At 68.0% G+C, this 1209-nt stretch carries 3 protein-coding genes; 2 read left to right on the top strand and 1 reads right to left on the bottom strand.

Going from position 1 to position 1209, the window contains the following annotated elements:
- The coding region (locus ACWDNU_RS46345; protein ID WP_449673509.1) for a GH25 family lysozyme at positions 1–222 on the top strand (222 nt) is incomplete at its 5' end.
- Between the two features lie 5 nt (positions 223–227).
- Here the strand turns inward: ACWDNU_RS46345 and ACWDNU_RS46340 are convergent.
- On the bottom strand, positions 228–635 hold the full coding sequence (locus ACWDNU_RS46340) for an AbfB domain-containing protein (protein ID WP_449673508.1): 408 nt from the start codon (positions 633–635) through the stop codon (positions 228–230).
- On the opposite strand from ACWDNU_RS46340, the gene ACWDNU_RS46335 reads away from it, so the two are divergent.
- Positions 628–1209, top strand: a 582-nt coding sequence (locus ACWDNU_RS46335) for a class I adenylate-forming enzyme family protein (protein WP_449673507.1), incomplete at its 3' end; no start/stop codon positions are given. The genes ACWDNU_RS46340 and ACWDNU_RS46335 overlap by 8 nt on opposite strands.

Genomic DNA, 1209 nt, shown 5'->3' with positions numbered 1-1209 from the left:
GCCGACACCAGCCTGTTCACCCGCTACCCGCTCTGGATCGCCGACTACCGCGGCGAGGCCGAACCCGAAGTCCCCGGCAACTGGCCCACCTGGACCTTCTGGCAGACCACCGACCGCGGCAGCATCCCCGGCATCGGCGGCGCCACCGACCTCAACCTCTACAACACCGCCCAGGGCGACTTCGCCCGCTTCGCCAACATGCCCAGCTTCGGCAGCAGCTGACCCGATCAGACGTCGACTCGTTTGAAGGTGGCGTCGGCGGCGAGCTTGGGCGCCTTGTCGTCGACGAAGACGTGGAAGTTGCGGTGCCGGATGAAGCGGCCGGGGAAGTTGACCGATTCGTAGGAGCGCCAACCCTGTTCCGGGTCACCGGAGAGTCCGTTGCGCCTGCGGAACGAGGAGTCGTTGCGGAACAGCTGGGACCCGTCGTCCGCGGTGAGCACGATACGGAAGTCGCTGTGGCGCAGGAACTTGTCGGGAAAGTTCTTGGACCGGAAGCGGACGATCGAGAATCCGTCCCCATCCTTGCGCAGGAACTCCTCCTCCCAGGCGAAGTCGTCGGCGAAGCCGGGCGAGTTCAGCTCCATCAGCTCGCCTTCGAAGTTCTGATGACGGACGAAGAATTTCGTGTTCAAGCAGCCGCCCGCCCCGTCCGACCGCGACAACGACCTGCGCATCGTGCTGTGCTCGGCGGTCCCCGTTGCGCTGCACGCGGAACTCGAGCAGCGGTGGGGCGCGCCGTGGCGGGAGATCTTCGGCATGACCGAGACCGGCGTCGACGTGGTCAGCCTGCCGGAGAGCGCCGGTGATGTCGGCAGCGGACGGCTGGGGCAGCCGGTTCCCACCAAGCGGATCCGCGTGGTGGACCCCCAGGGCCGCGAGGTGGCCGAGGGCGAGTCCGGCGAGCTGATCACCTCCGGCAAGCCGATGATGCTCGGTTACTGGAACCGGCCCGAGGACACCGCGCAGGTCCTGCGCGACGGCTGGCTGCACACCGGTGACGTCGCCGTGCGCGAGGCGGGCAGCTACCGCCTGGTCGGCCGGATCAAGGACATGGTCCGCCGCGGCGGGGAGAACATCGCCAGCGCCGAGGTCGAACGCGTGCTGGAACGCGACGACATCGTGGTCGCGACGGCGGTCGTCGGTGTGCCCGACGAGCTGTTCGGTGAGGAGGTCAAGGCCTTCGTGCAGCTGGCCCCCGAAGTGGAA

The organism is Amycolatopsis sp. NPDC003676 (genome assembly GCF_053587275.1).
Note: the sequence above shows the minus strand (reverse complement) of the source record. Positions and strands in the feature narration are given on the sequence as shown.